This window comes from Streptomyces sp. NPDC092369, from assembly GCF_044755245.1.
Taxonomy (GTDB): domain Bacteria; phylum Actinomycetota; class Actinomycetes; order Streptomycetales; family Streptomycetaceae; genus Streptomyces.
Genome location: NZ_JBIVQP010000002.1, coordinates 48483 through 67945 on the forward strand (window position 1 = coordinate 48483; position 19463 = coordinate 67945).

Genomic DNA, 19463 nt, shown 5'->3' on the forward strand with positions numbered 1-19463 from the left:
GCGAAAACACCCCGCGGCCCGAGTTGTACGGTCGTGGGGTGTACCGCTTCCTGATGACCCGGCAGTGGGTGATCCTCACCCTGATCGCCCTGCTCCTGATCCCCACGATGATCAGGCTGGGCATCTGGCAGATGCACCGCTACGAGATGCGCACCGCCCGCAACGACCTCGTCTCCCACGCCCTGCACGCCGACCCGGTCCCCGTGGAGCGGGTGACCACCGCCGGCCACGCGGTGACCCGCGGCGAGAAGTACCGCACCGTCACCGCGACCGGCACCTTCGACACCGCGGACGAGGTCGTCGTGCGGCGGCGCACCAACTCCGACGACGAGGTCGGCTTCCACGTCCTCACGCCGTTCGTCCTCGACGACGGCAAGGTGCTGCTGGTCAACCGCGGCTGGATCCCCGCGAACGGAATCCAGACCGCCTACCCCAAGGTGCCCGCGCCCCCCGAGGGCCACGTCACCATCAAGGGGCGGCTGATGGCCGACGAGACGACCGCGGCCAGCGGCATCAAGGACCTCAAGGGTCTGCCGGACCGCCAGATCATGCTGATCAACAGCGAGGACCAGGCCCGCCGACTCGGCAAGGTGGTGCTCGGCGGCTACATCCAGCAGACCGGCCCCGAGCCCAAGGGCGGCAGCCCGGAGCAGATCTCGAACCCGGGCAGCGAGGACGCCCCGCTGAACTACGCGTACATGATCCAGTGGTGGCTGTTCGCCGCGGCCGTCCCGGTCGGCTGGTGGTTCCTCGTCCGCCGCGAGGTCCGCGACCGCGCGGAGGCCGCCGCAAAGGAGAACGCGCCGGAGGCCGAGCCCGCCGCGGTGTAGCCGCACAACCCGTCACTCCCCCGGCCCTCCACCTTGATTGCCGGGCCCTCCGGCCGGGAACCCGCACCCCGTGCACCCCCGTATCGAGGATTACGCGCTCATCGGCGACGAGCAGACCGCCGCCCTCATCGGCAGGGACGGTTCGGTCGACTGGCTGTGTCTGCCCCGCTTCGACTCGGCCGCCTGTTTCGCCAGACTGCTCGGCGACGAGGACAACGGCCACTGGCGCGTCGCCCCCAAGGACGCCGACGGCGCCTGCACCCGGCGCGCCTACCGGCCGGGGACGCTCGTCCTGGACACCGAGTGGGAGACCGACGAGGGGACGGTCCGGGTCACCGACCTGATGCCGCAGCGCGACCGCGCCCCCGACCTCGTACGCATCGTCGAGGGCGTCAGCGGGCGCGTGACCATGCGCAGCAGCTTGCGGCTGCGCTTCGACTACGGCTCGGTCATACCGTGGGTGCGCAAGGTGCACGGCCACCGGGTGGCCGTCGCGGGGCCGGACTCGGCGTGGCTGCGCAGCGAACCGCCGGTGCGGACCTGGGGCGAGGACTTCAGCACCGTGTCGGAGTTCACCGTCGAGGCGGGCGAGCAGGTCGCGTTCGTCCTCACCTGGCACCCCTCGCACGAGCGCCGCCCGGACCTGATCGACCCCTACGAGGCGCTGCGCGTCAGCGTCGCCGACTGGCAGGCGTGGGCCGACCGCTGCCGCTACGAGGGGCCGCACCGGGACATCGTGCTGCGCTCCCTGATCACCCTCAAGGCCCTGACGTACCGGCCGACCGGTGGCATCGTGGCGGCCCCGACCACCTCCCTGCCCGAGGAGCTGGGCGGGGTCCGCAACTGGGACTACCGCTTCTGCTGGCTGCGCGACTCCACGCTCACCCTGGGCGCGCTGCTGTCGGCCGGCTACCAGGAGGAGGCCGAGGCCTGGCGCAAGTGGCTGCTGCGCGCGGTCGCGGGCGACCCGGCGGACCTGCAGATCATGTACGGGCTGGCGGGCGAGCGCCGGCTGCCCGAGTTCGAACTGCCCTGGCTGTCCGGGTTCGGCGGCTCGGCGCCCGTACGCATCGGCAACGAGGCGGTCGACCAGCTCCAACTGGACGTGTACGGCGAGGTGATGGACTCGCTGTGGCTGGCCCGGCACGCGGGTCTGACCACCAAGTCGCACATGTGGGCGCTCCAGCGCACCCTGATGGAGTTCCTGGAGACCGCGTGGCGCCAGCCCGACGAGGGGCTGTGGGAGGTGCGCGGCGGCCGGCGCCACTTCGTGCACTCCAAGGTGATGGTGTGGGTGGCCGCCGACCGGGCCGTGCGCACGCTGGAGGAGAATCCCGAGCTCCCCGGTGACCTGGACGGCTGGCGCGCGATGCGGGACGAGGTCCACCGCGAGGTGTGCGAGAAGGGCTACGACCCCGCACGGAACACGTTCACCCAGTCCTACGGCTCGGCCGAACTCGACGCCTCGCTCCTGCTCATCCCCCGCGTCGGATTCCTGCCGCCCGACGACCCGCGTGTGATCGGCACCGTGGACGCGGTGCGCGACGAACTGGGCCACGACGGGTTCATGCGCCGCTACAGCGCGGAGGAGTCGCCGGTCGACGGCCTGCCGGGCGGCGAGGGCACCTTCCTGGTGTGCTCGTTCTGGCTCGCGGACGCGCTGCATCTGACGGGCCGTACGAAGGAGGCGCGGGAGCTGTTCGAACGGCTGGTGGGACTCGCCAACGACGTGGGACTGCTGGCCGAGGAGTACGACCCCGCCTCCGGCCGCCTGCTCGGCAACTTCCCGCAGGCCTTCAGCCACATCGGTCTGGTGAGCACCGCCATCTCCCTGTTCGGGAGCGAAGCGGAGGAGGCAGGATAGGGGCCATGGATCTTGGACTGAAGGACCGGGTGTACGTCGTCACCGGGGCCACCCGCGGCCTCGGCAACGCCACCGCGCGCGAGCTCGTCGCGGACGGGGCGAAGGTGGTCGTCACCGGGCGGGACGAGAAGCGGGCCGTCGACGCGGCGGCCGAACTGGGGCCCGACGCGGCCGGTATCGGCGTCGACAACTCGGAGCCGGACGCGGCCGAGCGCCTGATCGCGTTCGCGCGGGAGCGGTTCGGCCGGTTCGACGGGGTCCTCATCAGCGTGGGCGGGCCGCCGGCCGGGTTCGTCGCCGACACCACGGACGAGCAGTGGCAGACGGCGCTCGAGTCGGTGTTCCTGGGCGCGGTCCGGCTGGCCCGGGCCGCCGCCGCGCAGCTGCCGGAGGGCGGTGTCATCGGGTTTGTGCTGTCCACGTCGGTGCACGAGCCGATTCCGGGGCTGACGATCTCCAACGCGCTGCGGCCCGGCCTCGCCGGTTTCGCGAAGTCGCTCGCGGACGAGCTGGGGCCGCGGGGCATCCGGGTCGTGGGGCTGCTGCCGGCCCGTATCGACACGGACCGCGTGCGCGAGCTGGACGGGCTGTCGGCGGACCCGGCGGCGACCCGGGCCGCCAACGAGTCACGGATCCCGCTGCGCCGGTACGGGCGGCCGGAGGAGTTCGGGCGGGCCGCCGCGTTCTTCCTGTCGCCGGCCGCTTCCTATCTGACCGGGGTCATGCTGCCGGTGGACGGAGGCATGCGACACGGCTTCTGAGTCCCACGCGCCCGCCTTGCGCGTCCGCGTGAGGCTGGTGCGGGGGCGCGGGTCGGCTGCAGGGGCGTGGGTCGGTGCACGGTTGCCAGGGGTGGGGGCAGCGCCCGCCGCTTCACGCTGCCGCCGGACTGGATCACGCCCCGCGGCACGGCTTCTGAGTCCCGCGCGCCTGCCCTGCGCGTCCACGTGAGGCTGGTGCGGGGGCGTGGGCCGGCTGCAGGGGCGTGGGTCGGTGCACGGTTGCCAGGGGTGCGGGCAACTCCCGCCGCCTCACGCTGGCGCTGGACTGGATCCCGCCCCGCGGCACGGCTTCTGAGTCCCGCGCGCCTGCCCAGCGCGTCCACGTGAGGCTAGTGCGGGGGCGCGGGCCGGCTCCAGGGCCGTGGGTCGGTGCACGGTCGCCAGGGGTGTGGGCAACTCCCGCTGCCTCACGCTGCCGCCGGACTGGGTCCCGGCCCCGCCGCACCGCTTCCGAGTGCCGCACATCCTGCGAGTCCGCGTGAAGGTGGTGCGGAGGCGCGGGCCGGTGCTCGGGCTCCGGTGGTGTAGGCGGCGCTCGGTCGCCGGCGGCGTGGCCGGCTGACCCGGCTGCCTCAACTGACCCGTTCCGCCCGGTGCTTGACCGCGCTGAGGCGGACCTCGGCCGGCAGCTTCTCCAGCCCTGCCGAGTTGCGGGCGTGGGACAAGGCCTCGTCCGTGAGGTGGTGGAGGGCGGTGGCCGGGTCCACGTGCGGCTCCAGCAGGAGCTGTACGCGGGCCTGCGGCGCCGTCCGGGTGCCGGTGAGGTGGACGTGGGCGTGTGCCACGCCGTCCGGGGCGCCCGCGTCGCTCGCGAGCACGCCCTCCAGGGCCCGGCCCCGCAGCAGCGCGCCCTCGCCGTCGCCGGTGTCGACGAGGACCTCGGCGAGCCGGTGGCGGCGCAGGTTGGCGCTGATCCACCACAGGGCGAGCAGGACGACGACGGCGAGCACGGCGATGACGGTCGGCCACCACCAGCCGGAGTCCCGCCAACGGGTGCGGTCGGCGTCGCTGAGCAGGACGTCGTGCCGGCCGTCGTGGATCCACCAGGACGGCGGCTTCACGCCCAGTCCGACGGCGAGCACGGAGCCGCCGCCGACGACCAGCACCAGACCGACCAGGCCGAGGAGTACGCGGTTGACGATCCTGAGCATCGCGGTCATCCCTTCTTTCCGGGGCGCCGTACGTGCACCGACAGAAGCGGCGTACGGGCCAGCCCCAGACCCTTGACCGCCTCGTCTAGGGCGGTGTCCAGGTCGTCGTGCACGTCGTCCAGTTCGCGGAAGTGGGAGACGGCGTAGACGTCCGCGCGGTGGCGGCGTACACGCACGCGTGCCGACTGGACGCCGGCGACCTCCATGGCGCGGTCGCGCAGGACCAGGGCGGCGGCATTGCGGTGCAGTCCGGCGCTCACGTCGGTGTGCACCCGACGCATCGGCAGCACCGCGCGCAGGCCGGGAGTGGTGGCGAGGACAATCAGCCAGAGGCCGAGGGCCGCGGCGACGCCGGCGCCGACGAGCACCGCGGTGTCGTCCAGGGGGCGTTCGGCGAGCTGTCGGGCGAGTTCCCGGCGCCAGTGCATGGCGGGCCGGTTCGCGCGTACGGCCGCGATGTCGTAGAGGAAGAGGCCGGTCGCGGCGAGGAGGAGCAGGGCGACGACGGTCGCGGGGACGCGCCGCGCCGACCAGAAGCGGCCCTGTCCACCGCCCTTGCCGTCGACCTCCTTGCCCGTGTCCTCGCCGGCGGGCAGGGGTGGTGGCCAGTGTTCGGCCGCCGAACCGTCGCCGTCGGTGCCGGGTGCCTTCTCGATCACCGGCAGTCGCTGTGTGGTTCCTTCGCTCTCGGAGCCTTGAGGCTCGCTCATCGCGTCCTCCCCTGTCCCACGCCGTGGGGTGTCGGATGCAGCCGTTCCACGTGCACGGCGACCTCGGGCACCTCCATGTCCACCAACGCGACTACCCGCTCGACCACGTTGTGACGCACATCCGCGCATCGGGTCCCGATGTCGCTCGGATAGTCGAGTTCGACGTGCACGCGTACGTGGGCGACGTTCTGCCGGACCACGACGGTGGCGTGCGGGGACACGGCGTCGGGCGGCAGCGGGCCGATGGCCTCGCGGGCCGCCTGGGCGGCGATCTTCGAGACCACCCGGTCGGCGATCCGGGTCGCCCCACGCTCACCGGGCGGGACGGCCGCCCGTCCGCCGCCGACGGACTCGGTCCCCGCGCCCATGGACGTCACCGCCGCCGGTCGTCACGCGTGCGGAAGAAGTCCCCGATCTCCAGGTCCCCCTCCAGGAACCGGCCGACGACGAATCCGATCGCGCCCAGGGCGGCCACCAGGAGGAAGGCCCCGAATCCGCCGAAGTACCCGGCGAAGCCCAGTGCCATCCCGGCGATCATGCCCACCACGGCCATGCTCATGGTGTTCTCCTCCGCTCGTCCGCCCCCGTCACTGGATCCGGGGTTCCGGCTCGTCGTCCTCTTCGTCCGGCAACTTCACATCGCTCACGGCGATGTTGACCTCGACGACCTCGAGGCCGGTCATCCGCTCCACCGCGGCGACCACGTTCTCCCGTACGGCCCGTGCGACATCCGCGATCGACACGCCGTACTCGACGACGATCTCCAGGTCGAGCGCGGTCTGCACCTCGCCGACCTCGGCCTTCACTCCGCGGCTCACCGATTTGGACCCACCGGGCACCCGGTCGCGCACCGCCCCGAAGGTCCGGCTGAGCCCGCTGCCCATCGCGTGGACGCCCAGGACGTCCCGGGCGGCGAGCCCGGCGATCTTCTCCACCACGCCGTCGGCGATGGTCGTCCGCCCCCGCGACCCCGGATCGCCGCCACCGCGCCTGGTGGGCTTGCGGGTCTGCACCTGCCCCGAGTTCTCCCCGGCCTGCACCCGGGCCGGCTCCGTCATGTCGGTCATGGCCGTACGTCCCTTCCGGTCATCGTCCTTGAACCACCGTATGTGGGGTTGCGCCACCGCGCCCCGGGGATGCGGCAGGCTGGGGCAATGACGGCGGATCAGTGGGCGCAGGCGGTACGGCATCGGCTCGGGCTCGGCAGGCTGCTGCCCCTGGGCGGCCCGCGCGACGGCGCGTGGATCACGGAGGAGGCGGCCGGGGCGGTACTGCGACGCGCCGCCGGCGGCCTGCGCGGGGTACGGCTGGAAGGGTTGCGGATCGCGCTCGCCGATCCGGCGGAGGCGTACGACAGTGCCGTACCGGCGCCCCCGAGCGCGCTGCCGCCCGGTCCGCTGCGGGTGACGGCGGAGTTCGCGGCCACGGCGGCCCAGGCGCTGCCGTCGGCGGCGGACCGGCTGCGGGAGGCGCTGGCGACCGCGGCGACCGAGCGGCTCGGTCTGACGGTCGTGGAGGTGGATCTGCGGGTCACAGCCTTGCTGGACGAGGAGCCGGAGCCCGCGCCGGCGCCTGAGCCGGCCGTACCGGCGGCGCCGGAACCCTCGGGCGCGGACGAGGAGCGCGTGGCCGCGGCCGCCCTGGCCGTCGCGGGCGTGGTCCGCCTGACCCGGGGCCTGGGCCGGGCGGTGCACATCGAGGAACGGCGGGAGGAAGGGGCGCCCGCGCACCGCCACGTGCGCGTGGAGATCGCCGTGCGCACGGACCGCCGGGCGCTGGAGGTGGCCCTGGAGGTCCGTGCGGCGGTGGCGGGGGCGCTGCCCGGTCACCCGACGGTGGCGGTCCTGGTGACGGCGGCCTGAGCCTCGTCCGCGGTTACTCGCCGAGGCCGGCGAGGTCCCGCAGTCGGCGTGCCTGCGCGGCCCGTTCGGCGGCGCGCTGGTCGTCGTAGGACCGGCCGTGCGCTCCGCGCAGCAGCGCCTTGGTCTCGATGACGGCGTCGCGGGGTGCGGCCAGGAGAGCGGACGCCAGGTCCTTGACGGTGGCGTCGAGCTGGTCGCCGGGCACGGCGACGTTGGCGAGCCCGATGCTGACGGACTCCTCGGCCAGTACGGCCCGTCCGGTCACGCAGATCTCCAGCGCGCGGGCGTAGCCGACGAGGCTGAGCAGGGGGTGTGTGCCGGTCAGGTCCGGCACCAGGCCGAGGCCGGTCTCGCGCATGGCGAACTGCACGTCGTCCGCGACGACGCGCAGGTCACAGGCGAGGGCGAGCTGGAAGCCCGCGCCGATGGCATGTCCCTGCACGGCGGCGATGGAGATGATGTCGCTCCGCCGCCACCAGGTGAAGCCCTCCTGGAACTCGGCGATGCTCGCGTCGAGTTCGCTGTCGGCGCTGCGCGCGAGGTCGACGAACGTCGGTTCGCCCTCGATGCCTTCGGGCGTGAACATCTGCCGGTCGAGGCCGGCGGAGAAGGAGCGGCCCTCGGCGCGCAGCACGACGACCCGGACGGACCCCGGCAGTTGCCGCCCGGCCTCGGCGAGCGTCCGCCACAGGGCGGGGCTCTGCGCGTTGCGCTTGGCCGGGTTGGTCAGCGTCACCGTGGCGATCGCGTCGTCGACGGTGAGCCGTACGCCGTCCTTGTCGAGTACCGGACCGAGGTCCTGGGCGGGCGAAGCCATGGGTGCCTCCGATGAGTGCGGTCAGCAGAGCAAACTACTAGCTAAGTGACTGCACAGTAACCACCCGGTCGGTCGGCTGACCGACCGGGTGGCCACCATCGAAGCGATGAACCGCCGGGAGTCAGGACGCGGCGGCTTTTTTGCCTCGTGTCGCTCCGCCACGCCCACGAAGCGTGACTCCCGACTCACTGAGCATCCGGTGCACGAAGCCATACGAGCGGCCGGTCTCTTCGGCCAGCGCCCGAATGCTCGCACCGGAGTCGTACTTCTTCTTCAGGTCTGCCGCGAGCTTGTCGCGCGCGGCGCCGGTTACCCGGCTGCCCTTCTTCAGAGTCTCGGCCACCCGTGCCTCCTCATGGGAAGTGCGCTCTGGTCTCCTCATGATCACCCCTCCCGGGCTTCATGGCCACCCATTCGGCAAGGTCCGTGAGACAGGGTTTTGACGACAGGAGTACGTCCACACAAGGGGAATCTGTGATTCCACACAGAGCCGTTCGTTCCGCCGAACGGGTTATTTCGCGAAGTGCCAGGTCAGGGACGTGCGACGGCCGAGCCCTTGTCGATAAAGGACTCGGCCGGAAAATCGATGTAGGACACACTTCGGTACGAGGAGATCTCACACAGATGGTGGATCACCGATCGGCCGAATGATCCATACGCAGTGGATCACGCCTCCGGGAAGCCGGTTCGATCACGCCGCTTCGATCAGGCCAGGGCGACCAGGTCCGCGTAATCGGCACCCCACAGGTCCTCGACACCGTCCGGCAGCAGGATGATCCGCTCCGGCTGCAGCGCCTCGACCGCGCCCTCGTCGTGGGTGACGAGGACGACGGCGCCCTTGTAAGTGCGCAGCGCGCCGAGGATCTCCTCGCGGGAGGCGGGGTCGAGGTTGTTCGTCGGCTCGTCCAGGAGCAGGACGTTCGCGGACGACACCACCAGGGTGGCGAGCGCGAGCCGGGTCTTCTCACCGCCGGACAGGACACCGGCGGGCTTGTCGACGTCGTCGCCGGAGAACAGGAACGAGCCGAGGGTCTTGCGGACCTCGACCAGGTCCAGGTCGGGGGCGGCGGAGCGCATGTTCTCCAGGACCGTGCGCTCGGGGTCGAGGGTCTCGTGCTCCTGCGCGTAGTAGCCGAGCTTGAGGCCGTGGCCCTCGATGACCTCGCCGGTGTCGGGCTTCTCGGCGCCGCCGAGGAGGCGCAGGAGGGTCGTCTTGCCGGCGCCGTTCAGCCCCAGGATGACGACGCGGGAGCCCTTGTCGATGGCCAGGTCGACGTCGGTGAAGATCTCCAGCGAGCCGTACGACTTCGACAGGCCCTCGGCCATGAGCGGCGTCTTGCCGCAGGGCGCGGGCTCCGGGAAGCGCAGCTTGGCGACCTTGTCGGAGACGCGGACCGCCTCCAGGCCGGACAGCAGCCGGTCGGCGCGCTTGGCCATGTTCTGCGCGGCGACCGTCTTGGTGGCCTTGGCGCGCATCTTGTCGGCCTGCGAATGCAGTGCGGCGGCCTTCTTCTCGGCGTTCTGCCGCTCGCGCTTGCGGCGCTTCTCGTCGGCCTCGCGCTGCTGCTGGTAGAGCCGCCAGCCCATGTTGTAGACGTCGATCTGGGCGCGGTTGGCGTCCAGGTAGAACACCTTGTTGACGACCGTCTCGACCAGGTCGACGTCGTGGGAGATCACGATGAAGCCGCCGCGGTACGTCTTCAGGTAGTCGCGCAGCCAGACGATGGAGTCGGCGTCGAGGTGGTTCGTGGGCTCGTCGAGCAGCAGGGTGTCCGCGTCGGAGAACAGGATGCGGGCCAGTTCGATACGACGGCGCTGACCACCGGAGAGCGTATGGAGCGGCTGGCCGAGCACGCGGTCCGGGAGGTTCAGCGCGGCGGCGATGGTGGCGGCCTCGGCCTCGGCGGAGTAGCCGCCCTTGGTGAGGAACTCCGTCTCCTGGCGCTCGTACTGGCGCAGGGCCTTCTCGCGGGTGGCGCCGCTGCCGTTGGCGATGCGCTGTTCGTTCTCCCGCATCTTGCGGATCAGGGTGTCCAGGCCACGGGCGGAGAGGATGCGGTCGCGGGCGAGCACGTCGAGGTCGCCCGTGCGGGGGTCCTGGGGGAGGTAGCCGACCTCGCCGGAGCGGGTGACGGTGCCTCCGGCGGGGGTGCCCTCGCCGGCCAGGACCTTGGTCAGCGTGGTCTTGCCGGCGCCGTTGCGCCCGACCAGACCGATGCGGTCGCCCTTGGCGATACGGAAGGTGGCGGACTCGATGAGGACGCGGGCACCGGCTCGCAGCTCGATACCGGAGGCGGAGATCACGGACAGACTCCAGGGCGGGAAGAGGATGACGGTGGACGGCTGAGGACGTTCCCGCCGTCTAATGCGCGAGGAGAATGGCCATGAGACAAGTCTAACGGGGCCGTGCAAGCGCTTTTTCTGCGTGCGGGTGTTCGGGCCGCTTCCCCGGCGACCCGTCGGCATCCGCCCAGGGTGTCGGCGCCGAGCGGTACGCGCGCGTGACGTACGGCACGCATCAGGCGTGCCGACCGGACACCTCCCGGCCCGCCGGACGCGTCCCCCGTTCGGCCGCCGGTCCGGCGCCGGTGCCGAGGGGGCGGGCGAGGATGGCGGCAGGGGGACGACGTAGGCAGAGGGTGATGCCCCGTGCAGTTCGACGACGACGCCCGGCTGGACACCTCCGAGGTGCAGGACGTGCGTGGCAGCCGGATCCCGGGCGGCCGGGCGACCGTGGGCGGCGGGCTCGCCGGGCTGATCGCGCTGCTCCTCGGGCTCTTCTTCGGGGTCGGTCCCGACAACCTCGGGCTCTCCTCCGGTTCCGACCAGCCCGCGGCGACGGCCTCCTCGCTCGCGCAGGTCCAGCAGACCTGCCGCACCGGGCAGGACGCCAACACCAAGGACGACTGCCGGATGGTGGCGGTCGTCAACAGCGTCCAGGACTTCTGGGACCAGGAGTTCGCGCGGCGCAGCGCGAGGTACACGCGGTCACCCACCGTCTTCTTCAGTCAGCGGGTCGGGACCGCGTGCGGAACGGCGACCAGCGCGGTCGGGCCGTTCTACTGCCCCGGCGACCGCAAGGTCTATCTGGACCTGGGGTTCTTCGACGAGCTGCGGTCGAAGTTCGGCGCGAGCGGCGGAGCCTTCGCGCAGGCCTACGTGGTCGCGCACGAGTACGGGCACCACGTCCAGGACCTGATGAGCACGCTGAGCCGGTCGCAGGACGGGCGGACGGGCGCGGACAGCAACGCGGTGAAGGTGGAGCTGCAGGCCGACTGCTACGCCGGGGTGTGGGCGCACCACGCGACCACGACCAAGGACGAGTCGACCGGCCGTCCGCTGATCACCAGCCTCACCGACGCCGACATCCGGGACGGGCTGGACGCGGCGGCGGCCGTGGGCGACGACCGGATCCAGGAGCGGTTCCAGGGGCGGGTGACGCCGGAGACGTGGACGCACGGGTCGGCGCGGCAGCGGCAGCAGTGGTTCGACCAGGGGTACCGGAGCGGGGACATGGCTCAGTGCAACACGTTCCGCTGAGCCGGAGTGCTCCCACGATCCACCGCGTGAACGGTCTCCCTTTTGCCGGTTTTCTCCTTCTCGAGGTCGTTGTCAGTGCTCACTGCAAGACTTGGTCGTGGCGGGTGCTTCCGGCGCCGGCCACGAAGGGGTGATCGGCATGGCAGGCACGAGCGGCGGACGTCCGAGCATGTACCCGACGCTGTTGTACGCCGACGCGAAGGCGGCGATCAGGCAGCTCACGCAGGCCCTCGGCTTCACCGAGCTGTCGGTGTACGAGGGTGAGGACGGCATGGTGCTGCACGGCGAGTTGGTGCAGGGCAACGGCGTGGTGATGGTCAGCTCCAAGGGCCGCGGAGGTGTCTTCGACGCGGCGATGAAGGACGCGGGCCCGTGCGGGGTGTACATCGTCGTGGACGACGTCGACGCACACCACCAGCGGGCCGCGGACCACGGGGTGGAGATCCTGATGCCCCCGACGGACCAGGACTACGGCTCCCGGGACTACATGGCGCGGGACGCCGAGGGCAACATCTGGAGCTTCGGCACGTACGCCCCGGAGATACCGGCCTGAGCGCTCCCGCTCCGCTCTAATTGCCGCCGGTGTGGACCTGGAAGGCGGCCCGGCGCACCGCCTTGGCCAGTGCCGGGTCGGGGTGGGCGGCGGCGAGCGCGACCAGGACCTGCACGGTGCGGGGGTGGCCGACGGCGCGTACCTCGTCGAGGAGCATGGGGACGGTCGGCTGTACGGCGGACTCCAGATGGCGCACCAGCATCGGTGCCTCGCCGTGGTCGGCGACGGCGGCCGCGGTGTCGACCCACAGCCAGGTGGCCTCTTCGCGGGTGAGCACCTCGTGGGCGTCCTCGGGGTCGATGCCGTCGTGCTCGGCGAGCCACAGCAGGGCGTAGGGGCGCAGGGTCGGCTCGTCGGCCACGGAGCGGACGTCGGGCTCGGCGGGGGCGCCGACCACCCGGATCGCCTCGAAGGCGAGGCCGCGCAGCAGGGCGTCGTCACCGCGGGCGGCGCCGAGCAGCTCGGTGACGGCGCTGCCGACGGGGCGGGCGGCGAGCCAGGCGCGGTACTCGGCGCGGGCCGCGTTGGGGCGCAGCTGGGCACAGCCGCGGAGCATCTCTTCGGCGGCGACCTCGATGTTGCCGGCGGGGCTCTGCGCGGCGACGCAGATCTGCTCCAGCTTGACCCAGACCGCCCAGCTGCCGAGCGGCGTGAGCGTGGCCTGCCCGGTCCCGTAGGTGAGCGCCCCGACGGAAGCGAGCGCGTGCAGGGCCCAGTCGAGGAGGGGGGCGAGGGGGGTGTCGGTCGGGCTCTCGGTGGAGGCGCCGGCCGGTCTGTCGGCGAGCGCGGAGGGATCGGCCAGGGACGCGGAATCCGCAGGATCCTCAAGGCCGGTCGACGTCGGCTGCTCGACCGGCTCCCGCTGCGGTCCGTACGGGACCTCGCAGCGTTCCGTACGCAGTTCGATGACCCGCTGCTCCAGGAGGTCGAGGAGCTGCTCCATGGGGACGGGGCCGGCGGAGAGCTGGAGGAAGGAGAGCACCTGGGGCATCGCCGAGACGACCTCGGCGACGGCGGCGGGCTCGTGTTCCGGGGGCTCCGGGTGGGCGAGCGACCAGGCGTCGAAGAGGGCGACCCAGCCGCGCAGTACGGCGCTGTCGTCGCGGTCCCAGGCGCGTAGCCGCCAGCCGGGGCGCGCGCTGTCGCCGTGCACCTCGACGAGGCCGGCGAGACGGGCGGTGTCCCAGTCGGCGCGGACCTGTTGCACGGTCAGACCCAGTTCCTCGGCCGCGCGTTCGGCGGTGGACTCGGAGAGCGTGGCCTTGCCGTCGGCTGTGGCGCTGTCGCTGCCCGGCCCGAGGGCGGTGTCGGCCCAGCGGGCCAGGCGGGCCGCGGCGGCCAGGCCTGAGCGAGCCATTCTGGCCAGCTCGGCGGGGGCCGGTGTGCCCTCCGGGGGGCGGGGCGCGGGGCGGCGCGTGGGCCGCTGGTTCACAGCTCGGGGGGCGGCGGCCAGGGGTCGGGGGCGGACGAGTCGAAGCCTGGAGTCGCGCGGGATACGGGACGTCACGGGTGCAGTCTTCCGGTTGACGGTCGGAAAACCCAAACGGAATGTCACCGCGGGCGACGGGGATGGCCAAGGCGCGGGGTCCGGCGAGCCGCTCAGCACCGAGAACCGGCCAGTGGTACGGCCTTAAACGGAATGAGTGGGACCAGGGTGAGGTCGGCGCTGTGACGGGGGTGAGGCCGCCGCCGTGGCCGGGGTGACACAGCCGAGGTGAGCGGGCGCCGGGTGGGCGGGGCGGCTTGCGGCGGTGGGGGTGGGAGGCAGTGCGGCGGCGCATCGGTGGGGGCGGGTGGTGAGGCAGCGTGGTCGGGATCGGCGGGGCGTGGCGGCGTGGCGCGGTACGTCGGGGTCGTGCAGCGGCGCGTCGGCACACCGGCAGGTTGGGCAGCAACGCGGGCGTCGCGCACCGGCGCGGAGAGGCGGCGACGCGAGCGTCACGCCGGCAACGTCTGGAGCCGGCGCCGACGTCAGGGCGGCACCGCCGGAAAACGGCGAAGCGGCGCAGCAGCGAGGGCAGACACCGGCGCCAGCCACCCTCACATCAACAGCGCCTGGAGCCGGCGCCCGCATCAGGGCCACGGCACCGGAAAACGGCCTGGCGGCGCAGCAGAAAGGGCACGCGCCGGCGTGACCGTCACATCAGCGGTGTGAGAAACCGGCGCAGTGTTTCCTCGTAGGTCGCCGGGTCGGCGTTCCACATGGCGGCGTGTGGGGCGCGGTGGACCGGGTGGAGTGTCACCAGGTCGGGGCGGGCGGCGGCGAGGTGGCGGGAGGGTGCCCAGGGGGAGAGGGTGTCGTCCGGGCCGTGCAGGATCAGGGTCGGGACGGTGAGTTGCGCGGCGGCGTCCGCGGTCCCGGCGGTGGGGTCGCCCCGCAGGCCGGTGCGGCCCTGGGCGGCGCGTACCGCGAGCGGCAGCAGGGCGCCCGGCGTGTGCCGGGCCGAGGCGAGGGCGCGCAGCGTCGTCGGCCAGCTGAGCACCGGGGAGTCCAGGACGAGCCCGGAGACCCGGTCGCGCAGTCCGGAGTGCGCGGCGGCCCGCAGGGCCATGGTGGCGCCGGTGGACCAGCCGTACAGGATGACCTTGCCCGCGCCCTGGCGTACGGCGTACCGGATCGCCGCGTCCAGCTCGCGCCACTCGGTCTCGCCGAGGTGGTGGAGGCCGTCAGGAGAGCGGGGTGCGCCGGGGTCGCCGCGGTAGGCGAGGTCGAGGACCGGGAACTGCTGCCGGTGCAGGAACTCCATGACGTTCATGGGGTGTTCGCGGGTGGCCCCGAGGCCGTGCACCGTGATCACCCACGTGCCCCGCACACCGGGCACGAACCACGCGGGCAGGGCGCCGAGTTCGCCGGTGACCTCGACGTCCGCGTGGTCGAGGCCGAGGGCGGTGCCGGGGTCGCCGACGTGCACGTTCGGGGTGAGCCAGACCTTGTCGCCGGGTTCCAGGGTGCCGTGCGTGACGCGTTCGAGGCGGCGTACGACGGTGTCGGCGGAGTGGGTGGCGCTGTCGAGGACGGGTCCGACGACCGCGTGGCTATCGTCGCCCGCCAGGCCGTAGGTGCCGGGACGCAGGGAGGCCAGCGCGCGGGTGAGGGCGACTTGGCCGGCCGCAGTGGCATGCACCGTGAGCCGGGGCTCGGTCGGCAGCGGTCTGCCCGGCGGCGCCTTGAGCGCGGCGTCGCTCGCGAACCGGCCGGCCGCGACGGAGGCTGCGCCGGCGGCCAGGGCTACGGTGACGGCAGCGGCCGTTGCTTTGACTGTGCGCACCCGTCCAGTGTCCTGGCGGAGCCGGTCACCGGCCAGCCGGAGGCAGGGACGGGTGACATCTCTTGCGAACCGGCCTCTCCTGCGAGTCGGCCTCCCCTGCGAGCCGCCCTTTCCTGCAAGCCGGCCTCCCCTGCGAGCCAGTCACCCCTGCGAGCCGGCCTCCCCTGCAAGCCAGTCACCCCTGCGAGCCGGCCTCCCCTGCGAGCCGGCCTTACCTGCAAGCCGGCCTCCCCTCCGAGCCAGCCACCCCCGCGAGCCGCCCCCTCCTGCGAGGCGACCCCCCGCGCCACGCGGCCCCCCTCGCCACGCAGCCCTCCCGCGCCACGCAGCCCCCCGCCCGAGGCGCCTCCCCCGGTCTCAGCCCCACCCCCGCCGGCCGCCTCACCCCCGCTGCCCGTACCCCCGCAGCTTCTCCCCCACCTCCGCCAGTTGCTCTCCCGTGAGGAGTGTCGGTGTCAGGCCCGGTACCGAGGACGCCGTCAGCCACAGGCGGCACATCCACTCCAGTTGGGCCGTGCGGTCGTAGGCCTGGTCGAGGGTCGTGCCGTGGGTGACCGTGCCGTGGTTCTGGAGAAGGCAGCCGGAGCGGTCGGCGAGGGCGCGGAGCATGTTCTCGGCCAACTCGTCGGTGCCGTATGCCGCATAGGGGGCGACTCGGACCGGGCCGCCCAGAGCCGCGGCCATGTAGTGGATCACCGGGAGTTCGGGCACGAGCGTCGAGACGGCCGTCGCGTGCACGGCGTGCGTGTGGACGACGGCGTGCGCGTCGGTCGTGTGGTACACGGCGAGGTGCATCGGCAGTTCGCTGGTCGGGATCAGGGTGCCGAGGACCTGCCGGCCGTCGAGGTCGACGCCGGTCACGTCGTCCGGCGTCAGCCGGTCGTAGGGCACGCCCGACGGTGTGACCAGCACGGTGTCGCCGACGCGCACCGAGACGTTGCCGGAGGTGCCCACGACCAGGCCGTCGGACACCGTGCGGCGGGCCGTCGCGACGAGGGTCTCCCAGGCCTGGGCCTCGTCCGCGTGCACGGCTCTCCCCCACGCCTCCGGCACGCCCTGCGCACCGCCCCGTTCGCCTCGCCCGTCCCGACCGTCCCGCCTCTGCTCAGCCATGGCGCGATCCTGCCAGCCGCACCCCTCGACCGCCGCCGGGTCGGGGCACTTTAGGGCGGAACTCGCACCTCCGGAAGATCGCCAGTGCGGACATACCTCTTCCGTGTCGCGCTTGGCCGGTGAGCGCCGAGAGGTGGGGGATCTTCCAGTAATCTCCGGGTGTTTTGTCCACACGTCGCCATTCCGGGGGGAAATATGGCCCGTGCCCGTACACCGTTCCGCGCGCCCTTCCACACACGCCACCACGCGCCCCAACGCACACCGTTCCGCCGCAGCCGCCCCATCGCGGCCTGCGTCGCTGCGCTGGCCCTCGGGGGCACCCTGCTCGCCGAGCTTCCCGCCTCCGCCGCGAGCCCGCCGAAGGGGCACGACGTCTCCTCGCACCAGAAGGACGTCGACTGGTCGAGCGCGAAGGCCAAGGGCGCCGAGTTCGTCTACATCAAGGCGACCGAGTCGACGACCTATCAGAACCCCTACTTCGGCCGGCAGTACGACGGCGCCCGCGCCGCCGCCATCATCCGCGGCGCCTACCACTTCGCCCTGCCGAACAAGTCGTCGGGCAAGACGCAGGCGGCGTACTTCGTGCGGCACGGCGGCGCCTGGACGGCGGACGGCCGGACGCTGCCGCCCGCGCTCGACATCGAGTACAACCCGTACGACTCCAAGAAGAAGTGCTACGGGCTGAGCAAGGCGGGCATGGTCGGCTGGATCAAGTCGTTCAGCAGTGAGGTGAAGCGGCTGACCGGGCGCCGGCCGGTGATCTACACGACCGCGCACTGGTGGAACCTGTGCACCGGCGGCAGCGACGCGCTCGCCGCGAACCCGCTGTGGATCGCCCGCCACGACTCGCCGGACACGGGAGCGCTGCCTGCGGGATGGTCGTACTGGACCTTCTGGCAGTACGACAACAGGGGCAGCCTGCCGGGTGATCAGAATCTCTTCAACGGGACCCGGGCCCAGCTGAAGCGGTTCGCGCGGGGCTACTGAGCCAAGGGGCGCCGGGGTCGTCGTGCCGACCGGGACGGATCGGCGCGGCGACCTCGCGTTCCATACACCACCAAGCCCCCCTCAGTTCACTTTCCGTTCATTCAGGTTGCCTACGTTCAAAGGACCGATGACCTCGAACGATTGTCTGGGTAAATGGAAAACTTCTCGCTGATCCTCGCGATTGTGGTCGTAACCGCTCTCGCGTTCGATTTTACGAACGGTTTTCACGACACCGCCAACGCGATGGCCACCACCATCTCGACCGGTGCGCTCAAGCCCAAGGTGGCGGTGGCGATGTCCGCCGCGCTCAACCTGGTGGGCGCCTTCCTCTCCGTCGAGGTCGCCAACACGATCTCCAAGGGTCTCGTCGATGAGACCGGTATCCGTCCCGAGGTCATCTTCGCCGCGCTGGTCGGCGCGATCCTGTGGAACCTGGTGACCTGGCTCGTAGGGCTGCCGTCCAGTTCCTCGCACGCCCTCATGGGCGGGCTGATCGGCGCGACCGTCGCCTCGGCCGGCACCGGTGCGGTGCACGGTGACGCGCTCGTCACCAAGGTGCTGCTCCCGGCGGTCGCCGCCCCGATCGTGGCCGGTGTCGCCGCGCTGCTCGCGACCCGCCTGTCCTACCGGCTCGGCAGGAAGGCCGACGGCAAGGCCGCCGCGAAGGGCTACCGCGCCGGCCAGATCGCCTCCGCCGGACTGGTCTCGCTGGCCCACGGCACCAACGACGCGCAGAAGACGATGGGCATCATCACCCTCGCCCTGGTCGCCGGCGGCGCCGTCGCCCCCGACTCCGACCCGCCCACCTGGGTCATCCTCTCCGCCGGTCTCGCCATCGCGCTCGGCACCTACCTCGGCGGCTGGCGGATCATCCGCACCATGGGCAAGGGCCTGACCGAGCTTCAGCCGCAGCAGGGCTTCGCCGCCCAGACCAGCGCGGCGACCGCCATCCTGGCCTCCTCCCACCTCGGCTTCTCCCTCTCCACCACGCATGTCGTCTCCGGCTCGGTGATGGGCGCGGGCCTGGGCCGCAAGGGCGGCGTGGTCCGCTGGTCGACGGCGACCCGCATGTTCGCCGCCTGGGGCCTGACCCTGCCGGCCGCCGCCCTGGTGGGCGCGCTCGCCGAGTCCGTCACCGACCTCGGCGACTGGGGCACGGCCGTCGTCGCCGTCTTCCTGATCGCCTCCAGCGCCGCCATCTGGAAGCTGTCCCGCCGCGAGGTCGTCGACCACAGCAACGTCAACGAGACCGAGGAGCCGGCCGGCGTGGTGACCACCGCGATCGCCGCCGTGACCCCGCCCCCCGCGGGCCCGGTCACCGACGGCCTGACGGCCACGATCCCGGCGCCCACGACCTCCGCGGCCGACCCGGCCGCCCCGTCGGCCGCCGCCCCCGCCCTCTGAGCCCCGCCCACCCGGTAACGAAGGAATCACCAGCATGCACATCGACTGGGCGACTCTCGGCTCCGTCTTCGGCGTCAGCCTCGTGGTCACCGTGGGCCTCGTGGCCCTGTTCACCCTCGGCGTCGCGGGCCTGTCCCGCCAGGAGAAGGCCACGGCCCAGGGCGGCTCGGCCACCCTCGCGGTGACCGGCGCCTACGTCTGCTTCGCGGCGTGCGCGGCGGCTGTGGCGTACGGGATCTCCCTGATCGTCGCCTGATCGCCGCCCGTCCGTCCGCTGACCTCCGACGGGGCTCGTGTGGGCCTCAGCACACTCTCCCGTCGCAGGTCAGCGGCAAGTTGACGGTTCTTCCAGGCCCGTGGTGGACTGCCGGGGCCAAGTACGGCGGCAAGAGAGGAAGCCGGTGTGATTCCGGCGCGGTCCCGCCACTGTCACCGGGGTAGGTAGTCCCGGGAGCCAGGAACTCTCGCCGTCGCTCTCTTCGAACCAGGGCGCGGACACCCTGAGTGAGGACAATTCGCCATGCGCGGCCGCCTGTTGAGGTCCATCACCCGAGCTCTGCCCGATCCGACGGCCGGCTGAG

The 19463-nt window shown here is 72.4% G+C and carries 20 protein-coding genes and 1 riboswitch; of the genes, 9 read left to right on the forward strand and 11 right to left on the reverse strand.

What is annotated here, in order from left to right; translation table 11 throughout:
• The first annotated feature begins 38 nt into the window (after positions 1-38).
• The 3 genes from ACIQI8_RS09865 (at position 39) to ACIQI8_RS09875 (ending at position 3455) form a co-directional block, all read left to right on the forward strand.
• The gene (locus tag ACIQI8_RS09865; protein ID WP_402346859.1) at positions 39-830 is read left to right on the forward strand and encodes an SURF1 family protein; all 792 of its coding nucleotides are present in this window, start codon (positions 39-41) and stop codon (positions 828-830) included.
• 70 nt (positions 831-900) lie between these two features.
• Positions 901-2694: a glycoside hydrolase family 15 protein gene (locus ACIQI8_RS09870; protein WP_402346861.1), complete on the forward strand. Its 1794-nt coding sequence runs from the start codon at positions 901-903 to the stop codon at positions 2692-2694.
• A gap of 5 nt (positions 2695-2699) precedes the next feature.
• A complete protein-coding gene (locus ACIQI8_RS09875) occupies positions 2700-3455 on the forward strand; it encodes an SDR family oxidoreductase (protein WP_402346863.1) in 756 nt (251 codons plus the stop codon).
• A 593-nt stretch (positions 3456-4048) separates the two neighbouring features.
• Here the strand turns inward: ACIQI8_RS09875 and amaP are convergent.
• Genes amaP through ACIQI8_RS09900 form a run of 5 tightly spaced genes read right to left on the reverse strand, consistent with a single transcriptional unit; the run spans position 4049 to position 6404 of the window.
• Complete coding sequence (amaP, locus tag ACIQI8_RS09880) at positions 4049-4636, reverse strand: alkaline shock response membrane anchor protein AmaP (protein ID WP_402346865.1); 588 nt, start codon at positions 4634-4636, stop codon at positions 4049-4051.
• Positions 4633-5337: a DUF6286 domain-containing protein gene (locus tag ACIQI8_RS09885; RefSeq protein WP_402346867.1), complete on the reverse strand. Its 705-nt coding sequence runs from the start codon at positions 5335-5337 to the stop codon at positions 4633-4635. The genes amaP and ACIQI8_RS09885 overlap by 4 nt, the downstream gene beginning before the upstream one ends.
• On the reverse strand, positions 5334-5714 hold the full coding sequence (locus tag ACIQI8_RS09890; protein ID WP_402346869.1) for an Asp23/Gls24 family envelope stress response protein: 381 nt from the start codon (positions 5712-5714) through the stop codon (positions 5334-5336). Before ACIQI8_RS09890 ends, ACIQI8_RS09885 begins: the two co-directional genes overlap by 4 nt.
• Positions 5711-5896, reverse strand: coding sequence for a hypothetical protein (locus tag ACIQI8_RS09895; protein WP_124002412.1), 186 nt, complete (start codon positions 5894-5896; stop codon positions 5711-5713). The genes ACIQI8_RS09890 and ACIQI8_RS09895 overlap by 4 nt, the downstream gene beginning before the upstream one ends.
• Positions 5897-5924: 28 nt before the next feature.
• Positions 5925-6404: an Asp23/Gls24 family envelope stress response protein gene (locus tag ACIQI8_RS09900; RefSeq protein WP_402346872.1), complete on the reverse strand. Its 480-nt coding sequence runs from the start codon at positions 6402-6404 to the stop codon at positions 5925-5927.
• A gap of 87 nt (positions 6405-6491) precedes the next feature.
• Between ACIQI8_RS09900 and ACIQI8_RS09905 the strand changes: the two genes are divergently transcribed.
• Positions 6492-7199: a nucleopolyhedrovirus P10 family protein gene (locus ACIQI8_RS09905; protein ID WP_402346874.1), complete on the forward strand. Its 708-nt coding sequence runs from the start codon at positions 6492-6494 to the stop codon at positions 7197-7199.
• 13 nt (positions 7200-7212) lie between these two features.
• Here the strand turns inward: ACIQI8_RS09905 and ACIQI8_RS09910 are convergent, their stop codons facing one another.
• The 3 genes from ACIQI8_RS09910 to ACIQI8_RS09920 form a co-directional block, all read right to left on the reverse strand.
• Positions 7213-8016, reverse strand: a complete 804-nt coding sequence (locus tag ACIQI8_RS09910) for an enoyl-CoA hydratase/isomerase family protein (RefSeq protein ID WP_402346875.1) — start codon at positions 8014-8016, stop codon at positions 7213-7215.
• Between the two features lie 121 nt (positions 8017-8137).
• Positions 8138-8359, reverse strand: a complete 222-nt coding sequence (locus ACIQI8_RS09915) for a helix-turn-helix domain-containing protein (RefSeq protein WP_018533414.1) — start codon at positions 8357-8359, stop codon at positions 8138-8140.
• Positions 8360-8721: 362 nt separating this feature from the next.
• Positions 8722-10320, reverse strand: coding sequence for an ABC-F family ATP-binding cassette domain-containing protein (locus ACIQI8_RS09920; protein WP_402346878.1), 1599 nt, complete (start codon positions 10318-10320; stop codon positions 8722-8724).
• Between the two features lie 345 nt (positions 10321-10665).
• Between ACIQI8_RS09920 and ACIQI8_RS09925 the strand changes: the two genes are divergently transcribed.
• Positions 10666-11556, forward strand: a complete 891-nt coding sequence (locus ACIQI8_RS09925; protein WP_402346879.1) for a neutral zinc metallopeptidase — start codon at positions 10666-10668, stop codon at positions 11554-11556.
• Positions 11557-11695: 139 nt separating this feature from the next.
• A complete protein-coding gene (locus ACIQI8_RS09930; protein WP_402346881.1) occupies positions 11696-12109 on the forward strand; it encodes a VOC family protein in 414 nt (137 codons plus the stop codon).
• Between the two features lie 16 nt (positions 12110-12125).
• Here the strand turns inward: ACIQI8_RS09930 and ACIQI8_RS09935 are convergent, their stop codons facing one another.
• From ACIQI8_RS09935 to ACIQI8_RS09945, 3 genes are all read right to left on the reverse strand, one after another.
• Positions 12126-13466 (reverse strand): hypothetical protein, encoded by a 1341-nt coding sequence (locus tag ACIQI8_RS09935; protein WP_402346883.1) that lies wholly within the window; start codon positions 13464-13466, stop codon positions 12126-12128.
• A 781-nt stretch (positions 13467-14247) separates the two neighbouring features.
• The gene (locus tag ACIQI8_RS09940; protein ID WP_402346885.1) at positions 14248-15378 is read right to left on the reverse strand and encodes an alpha/beta hydrolase family protein; all 1131 of its coding nucleotides are present in this window, start codon (positions 15376-15378) and stop codon (positions 14248-14250) included.
• Positions 15379-15759: 381 nt separating this feature from the next.
• On the reverse strand, positions 15760-16491 hold the full coding sequence (locus tag ACIQI8_RS09945; protein ID WP_402346887.1) for a class II aldolase/adducin family protein: 732 nt from the start codon (positions 16489-16491) through the stop codon (positions 15760-15762).
• Positions 16492-16686: 195 nt separating this feature from the next.
• On the opposite strand from ACIQI8_RS09945, the gene ACIQI8_RS09950 reads away from it, so the two are divergent.
• The 3 genes from ACIQI8_RS09950 (at position 16687) to ACIQI8_RS09960 (ending at position 19138) form a co-directional block, all read left to right on the forward strand.
• A complete protein-coding gene (locus ACIQI8_RS09950) occupies positions 16687-17478 on the forward strand; it encodes a lysozyme (RefSeq protein WP_402346889.1) in 792 nt (263 codons plus the stop codon).
• Positions 17479-17631: 153 nt separating this feature from the next.
• The gene (locus tag ACIQI8_RS09955) at positions 17632-18882 is read left to right on the forward strand and encodes an anion permease (RefSeq protein WP_402346891.1); all 1251 of its coding nucleotides are present in this window, start codon (positions 17632-17634) and stop codon (positions 18880-18882) included.
• A 34-nt stretch (positions 18883-18916) separates the two neighbouring features.
• On the forward strand, positions 18917-19138 hold the full coding sequence (locus ACIQI8_RS09960; protein WP_402346893.1) for a hypothetical protein: 222 nt from the start codon (positions 18917-18919) through the stop codon (positions 19136-19138).
• Between the two features lie 67 nt (positions 19139-19205).
• Positions 19206-19369, forward strand: a riboswitch (cobalamin riboswitch).
• Positions 19370-19463 lie beyond the last annotated feature (94 nt).

What these genes read in the sequence shown, in the direction of transcription:
- ACIQI8_RS09875 (WP_402346863.1), top strand. Translation starts at nt 2,700, where the DNA reads ATGGATCTTGGACTGAAGGACCGGGTGTACGTCGTCACCGGGGCCACC.
- amaP (WP_402346865.1), bottom strand. Translation starts at nt 4,636, where the DNA reads ATGACCGCGATGCTCAGGATCGTCAACCGCGTACTCCTCGGCCTGGTC.
- ACIQI8_RS09885 (WP_402346867.1), bottom strand. Translation starts at nt 5,337, where the DNA reads ATGAGCGAGCCTCAAGGCTCCGAGAGCGAAGGAACCACACAGCGACTG.
- ACIQI8_RS09895 (WP_124002412.1), bottom strand. Translation starts at nt 5,896, where the DNA reads ATGAGCATGGCCGTGGTGGGCATGATCGCCGGGATGGCACTGGGCTTC.
- ACIQI8_RS09900 (WP_402346872.1), bottom strand. Translation starts at nt 6,404, where the DNA reads ATGACCGACATGACGGAGCCGGCCCGGGTGCAGGCCGGGGAGAACTCG.
- ACIQI8_RS09905 (WP_402346874.1), top strand. Translation starts at nt 6,492, where the DNA reads ATGACGGCGGATCAGTGGGCGCAGGCGGTACGGCATCGGCTCGGGCTC.
- ACIQI8_RS09910 (WP_402346875.1), bottom strand. Translation starts at nt 8,016, where the DNA reads ATGGCTTCGCCCGCCCAGGACCTCGGTCCGGTACTCGACAAGGACGGC.
- ACIQI8_RS09930 (WP_402346881.1), top strand. Translation starts at nt 11,696, where the DNA reads ATGGCAGGCACGAGCGGCGGACGTCCGAGCATGTACCCGACGCTGTTG.
- ACIQI8_RS09935 (WP_402346883.1), bottom strand. Translation starts at nt 13,466, where the DNA reads ATGGCTCGCTCAGGCCTGGCCGCCGCGGCCCGCCTGGCCCGCTGGGCC.
- ACIQI8_RS09945 (WP_402346887.1), bottom strand. Translation starts at nt 16,491, where the DNA reads ATGGCTGAGCAGAGGCGGGACGGTCGGGACGGGCGAGGCGAACGGGGC.
- ACIQI8_RS09950 (WP_402346889.1), top strand. Translation starts at nt 16,687, where the DNA reads ATGGCCCGTGCCCGTACACCGTTCCGCGCGCCCTTCCACACACGCCAC.
- ACIQI8_RS09955 (WP_402346891.1), top strand. Translation starts at nt 17,632, where the DNA reads ATGGAAAACTTCTCGCTGATCCTCGCGATTGTGGTCGTAACCGCTCTC.
- ACIQI8_RS09960 (WP_402346893.1), top strand. Translation starts at nt 18,917, where the DNA reads ATGCACATCGACTGGGCGACTCTCGGCTCCGTCTTCGGCGTCAGCCTC.